This is a genomic window from Caldisericum sp. (genome assembly GCF_049967455.1).
GTDB classification, from domain to species: domain Bacteria; phylum Caldisericota; class Caldisericia; order Caldisericales; family Caldisericaceae; genus Caldisericum; species Caldisericum exile_A.
Genome location: NZ_JBMFSR010000062.1, coordinates 1 through 4,314 on the forward strand (window position 1 = coordinate 1; position 4,314 = coordinate 4,314).

Here is a 4,314-nt window from a genome sequence, read left to right on the forward strand (position 1 = left end):
GAGATTTCTATTACTCGAAGGGGTAAAAGTCCCCCTTCGAACTACCCCAAAAGGAGGAGATTTCTCCTCACTTCGTTCGTCGAAATGACAATCATTGGAAGAGTGACTTCGAAATGACAATCATGTAAAGAAGACACATAATACATCAGCCATTATGGAGAGAAGTATGCTTCCACTTTTAACTCACTCCATATAGTCAAAATAAGGAAGTAATTATCTTCTTTTCCTTTCTTTTGTTTAAATTGACAAAGTCAAAATTAAGCGTATAATAAAGAGTAAATTTTAATGGAGGTGAAAAAATGAAAGGTTGTCCTATCCCAAATGAAGGAAATGTTGACAGAATTATAAGGATAATTGTAGGACTTGTGCTTATTCTTATTTCAATATTTGCTTCACTTAATCCTACCCTCAGGGTTATTTTTATTATCATTGGTGTTATTGCGCTTGTTACCGGTCTTACTGGTTTTTGTCTTGTATATCAACTTCTTGGCATTTCAACAAGAAAGTAAAATTCTAACTTTTATAATTGGGAGGGTGTAAAAAGCCCTCCTTTTATTTTTTAAAAATGTAATTTTCATATAAAATGTGGTGGCATGATAGGAAAGGGGTGGAAAAATGCATCCATTGATTTCTAAAAAAAGTGGAGAAAGGTTATTTTTGCTTGGAAATGAGGCCGTTGTTAGAGGAGCAATTGAGGGTGGAGTTGCAGTTACAGCAACATATCCCGGTACACCTTCCTCTGAAATTGGCGATACCTTTTATGAAATTTACAAGGAATTAGGTATATACTTTGAATTTTCTGTAAACGAAAAAGTTGCGCTTGAAGTTGCAGCATCTGGCTCTGTATCGGGGTTGAGAAGTTTTGTTTGGTTTAAACATGTGGGGCTTAACGTTGCATCGGACTCGTTTATGTCACTTGCCTATACGGATATTAGGGGTGGGCTTGTTGTATTATCAGCAGATGATCCTTCAATGTTTTCTTCGCAAAACGAACAAGATAATAGGCATTATGCAAGACTGGGGAATGTAGTGCTCATTGAACCGTCAACTCCACAGGAAATGAAAGACTTAATGCCTTATGCCTTTATGGTTTCAGAGAAGGTAAGGCTTCCGATTCTTTTTAGAACTACAACCCGTGTTGCCCACATGAGAGGTGTAGTTGAACTGGGCGATATATTTACAAATTTTCCTCAAGGCGAGTTTATAAGAGATCCAGCAAAACTAGTGCCTGTACCTTCCAATGCATACAGATCAAAGGGAGAAATCATAGAAAAACTCAAAAAGGCAGAATATATTGCAAACGAAAGCGTATTTAACAAACTGATTGAGGTTGACGGCAAAATTGATACAGGGCTTCTTATTATCGTATCTGGGGTTTCTTTCAATTACGTAATGGATGCACTTGCCGAAAGAAACCTCAAAGCAATGGTTCTTAAACTTACGCTTACCTATCCTTTCCCTGAGAAACTTGTGATGGAAGCAATGAAAAATAAAGAGAAAATCCTTGTTGTTGAAGAAGTCGATCCTATAATGGAAAAAGAGATCTATTATATTCTTGGAAGATATGGACTAAATAAAAAAGTTTATGGAAAACTTGATGGAACATTACCAATTGCCTATGAATACAACCAGGATATAATAGAAAGCGCCTTGGAGCATATTTTAGGATTAAACTTCGAACGGCCAAAACCATTAAAGACAGAGTTGCCACTTGCAGTACGTCCTCCTGTTTTTTGCCCAGGATGTCCACATAGAGGGATGTATGATGCAGTGAAAAGAGCAGTTAATGAATTAGGGATTGATGCAATTTATCCAAACGATATTGGGTGTTACACGCTTTCCATAAATGCACCATTTAATATGGCTGATTATCTTCTTTCGATGGGTTCAAGTGTAGGCACTGCATCGGGATTATCAAAATTTTCTGGTAAGAAAGTCATTGCTTTCATAGGCGATTCAACATTCTTCCATGCAGGGATTCCTGCGCTTGTAAATGCGGTTCACAACAAAGACAATTTTACATTAGTTATTCTTGATAATAGGACTACCGCAATGACAGGCGCTCAGCCGAACCCAGGTCTTGACGAAGAGGGCAAAAGAAAAATTGATATTGAAAGTGTTGTTAAGGGAATTGGTGTTGATTATGTGAAAACGGTTGATCCTTATAATCTAAAAATGTCAACTGAAGCCGTAAAAGAGGCACTCAATACAGAAGGCGTGAGTGTAGTAATTTCAAAGAGGGAGTGTGCGCTTATTGTCCCAAAGAAAAAATATACCTTTGTTGTTGATCTTGAAAAGTGCACTGGTTGTATGAATTGCATAAATGAAATTGCGTGTCCTGCAATGTATGTAACGGAGGATCATAAGGTTCAGATTGATGAGTTTCTGTGTGATGGCTGTGCCGTGTGCGTGCAGACCTGCCCTGAAAAAGCCATAAAAGTGCGAAAGATTTAGGATTTATTTTCTTCCTCTTTCCTTGTTCTTCCCAATGGGTCTATGTGCACAGTAACATTGTATGCGCCTGTTGCCTTTTGAACGACTTCTTCTACTGAATTTGCAATATTGTGTGCTTCCTCAACGGTTAGGTCGTCTTTGACTTCTACATGTAGTGATATAATTTTGTTTGTGACATAATCATGCACGTAAATCTCGTGGATGTTTGTAACCCCCGGGACTGTAAAAGCGGCATCGTGTATCTTATTAATTAGATTAGGGTCTGGTGCAACTCCTATAAGAGAATTGCTTGAACTTATTAGAAGTTGAACTGCAACCCATACAATGAGTAAGGCAACACCCAACGCAAGAATACCATCTACCCTGTATATCCCAAACTTCGAGAATATGAGGAACTGCAACAAACAGTGTTGCAATTGCATCAGATCGGTGGTGCCATGCATCTGCGATAAGTGAACTTGAGTTTATTCTTCGTCCCAAGAATATTGAAAAGTGCGCCATCCACTCCTTAAATAAAGCAGATAGAATCAAAACTATGAGTATTATCAAATTAAATTCTACATGCTCTGGCTTTATAATCCTAAATATTGCAGATTTTCCTAAATCATATGCTACAATTCCAAGCAATAGCGCTATTAAAAAAGTAGCCAAAAGTTCGAATCTTCCATGTCCGAAAGGGTGCTCTTTGTCCGGAGGCTTTTCGCCGACCTTAAATCCTACAAGGACAATAACTGAAGTTAAGACATCTGAAAGTGAATGCCACGCATCGGCAATTAGCGAAAGGCTATTGAGGAATATTCCTGCAACAAATTTGAAAAAAGCAAGGGCAACATTTCCTATGATACTTACCCAGGCCTCAAGATAACCTATTTGTTTCCTTGTTTCTTTACCTTTTGTGAAAATTTTTAAAAGCCAAGCGTTAAAAAGGTCAAAAATTTTCATAACGATGATATTATATTAGCCTAACTGTAAAAGTCAAAACGATTTTATCGAATCTCTTTTACCATTCTAAAAAAGCTGAAAACTTCTCCAAGATCGAGTGTTTTTTCTTCTGTGATTTTGTATCCTAATTTTTTATAAAGATTTATTGCTGTTTCGTTTTCACGTTCAACATCAAGCGAGAGATATTTTAAATTCCTTTTTGATGCAGTTTGCTCTGCATAGAGCATAAGTTTTGTACCAAGACCACTTCCTCTAAATTCTGGGTATATGGCAACATTTGATATATAGTATTCATCCCTTAACACCTTTCCTATTTTTGTGTATGCCTTAATGAGGTTTTTAAGGATTATAAATGTGTTTCCTTTTGTAAAATGCATAATGTTAAAGAATGTGCTAATTGATTCCTCTTTTGCTTCTCTATATTCATATCCAACAAGTAGTCCTCCAATTTTTCCGTTTACTTCGATGAATATTGTGTGTTTAAAACTATAGAGATTTTTCTCGTTTTGGTAAAGTGCTTTTAAAACATCTTTTGTGTGATCTTTAAATATAGAATCAAGGACTTTACCTGAAGCAAAATATACGAGATTGTAAAAATCCTGAAAATTAGACTTTTGTGCCTTTCTTATAAAAATTTCGAACATTTCTCCACCTATAAAAAATATAGTGGAAAGTAAAAAAGAGAGAATTTTTCATATTCTCTTCATATTGTTTTTTTATACTCGGGTAGTAGTAAAAATTAAAAAATTTACTTTAGGAGGTAAAAATGAAAAAGTTTAAATGGCTCTTAGTAGGAGTTTTAGCAGTAGCAGTTTTGTTTGGAAGTATCGCGTTGGTGGGTGCTGCAACAGGAAATGGTTCAGCAGGTAGAACTGGATTTAGAAACGGGTATGGTGTTGCAATTGGGCAAAAATTTGA

The 4,314-nt window shown here is 36.3% G+C and carries 5 protein-coding genes; 2 read left to right on the plus strand and 3 right to left on the minus strand.

Translation table 11 applies throughout. The annotated features are described in order from the left end of the window. Positions 1–299 precede the first annotated feature (299 nt). The gene (locus ACP5SP_RS07395; RefSeq protein ID WP_416085300.1) at positions 300–509 is read left to right on the plus strand and encodes a YgaP family membrane protein; all 210 of its coding nucleotides are present in this window, start codon (positions 300–302) and stop codon (positions 507–509) included. Positions 510–615: 106 nt separating this feature from the next. Next, positions 616–2,454 (plus strand): indolepyruvate ferredoxin oxidoreductase subunit alpha, encoded by a 1,839-nt coding sequence (gene iorA / locus ACP5SP_RS07400; protein WP_428076388.1) that lies wholly within the window; start codon positions 616–618, stop codon positions 2,452–2,454. On the opposite strand, the gene ACP5SP_RS07405 is transcribed toward iorA, so the two are convergent. Genes ACP5SP_RS07405 through ACP5SP_RS07415 form a run of 3 tightly spaced genes read right to left on the minus strand, consistent with a single transcriptional unit; the run spans position 2,451 to position 4,040 of the window. Continuing rightward, the gene (locus tag ACP5SP_RS07405; protein WP_424587016.1) at positions 2,451–2,798 is read right to left on the minus strand and encodes a cation diffusion facilitator family transporter; all 348 of its coding nucleotides are present in this window, start codon (positions 2,796–2,798) and stop codon (positions 2,451–2,453) included. The genes iorA and ACP5SP_RS07405 overlap by 4 nt on opposite strands. Further along, positions 2,710–3,396: a cation diffusion facilitator family transporter gene (locus ACP5SP_RS07410; protein ID WP_428076389.1), complete on the minus strand. Its 687-nt coding sequence runs from the start codon at positions 3,394–3,396 to the stop codon at positions 2,710–2,712. The genes ACP5SP_RS07405 and ACP5SP_RS07410 overlap by 89 nt, the downstream gene beginning before the upstream one ends. A 44-nt stretch (positions 3,397–3,440) precedes the next feature. After that, entirely contained in the window at positions 3,441–4,040 is a 600-nt protein-coding gene (locus ACP5SP_RS07415; protein WP_424596933.1) for a GNAT family N-acetyltransferase, read from the minus strand. Positions 4,041–4,314: the final 274 nt, after the last annotated feature.

What these genes read in the sequence shown, in the direction of transcription:
- ACP5SP_RS07395 (WP_416085300.1), top strand. Translation starts at nt 300, where the DNA reads ATGAAAGGTTGTCCTATCCCAAATGAAGGAAATGTTGACAGAATTATA.
- iorA (WP_428076388.1), top strand. Translation starts at nt 616, where the DNA reads ATGCATCCATTGATTTCTAAAAAAAGTGGAGAAAGGTTATTTTTGCTT.
- ACP5SP_RS07410 (WP_428076389.1), bottom strand. Translation starts at nt 3,396, where the DNA reads ATGAAAATTTTTGACCTTTTTAACGCTTGGCTTTTAAAAATTTTCACA.
- ACP5SP_RS07415 (WP_424596933.1), bottom strand. Translation starts at nt 4,040, where the DNA reads ATGTTCGAAATTTTTATAAGAAAGGCACAAAAGTCTAATTTTCAGGAT.